The sequence below is a fragment of the Acinetobacter johnsonii genome (genome assembly GCF_048551975.1).
Lineage (GTDB): Bacteria > Pseudomonadota > Gammaproteobacteria > Pseudomonadales > Moraxellaceae > Acinetobacter > Acinetobacter johnsonii_A.
Genome location: NZ_JBIMCF010000209.1, coordinates 1 through 278 on the forward strand (window position 1 = coordinate 1; position 278 = coordinate 278).

1 protein-coding gene is annotated in these 278 nt (G+C 46.4%); it reads right to left on the reverse strand.

The features are described 5' to 3' along the window. On the reverse strand, positions 1 to 278 hold a 278-nt coding region (locus tag ACG9ZB_RS17275; protein ID WP_419326852.1), incomplete at both ends, for a DUF445 family protein.

The following is a 278-nucleotide window of genomic DNA, read 5'->3' on the forward strand; positions in this document are numbered from 1 at the left end:
TTCTAGCACTGCACGCAGCATTTCACTGGCCAAATGATTGACCTGAGTCTTACGCACCCACTGCACGCTGTTAGTTTGGATAAAGCGTCCGATTTGTTCTAGGCCCACAAACTCAAAGACTTTAGGCACCGTTTGTTGAATGACTTGGGTGACTTGCAGATTGTTTTTTGGATTGGCGAGCCATTGGCCAACCGCCAAAGACAGGTCGATACTTTTCAGGCTTTTTTCCACCACTTGTGGAGAAAGAAAATTCTCTTGTACAAAGCGGCCCATAGACT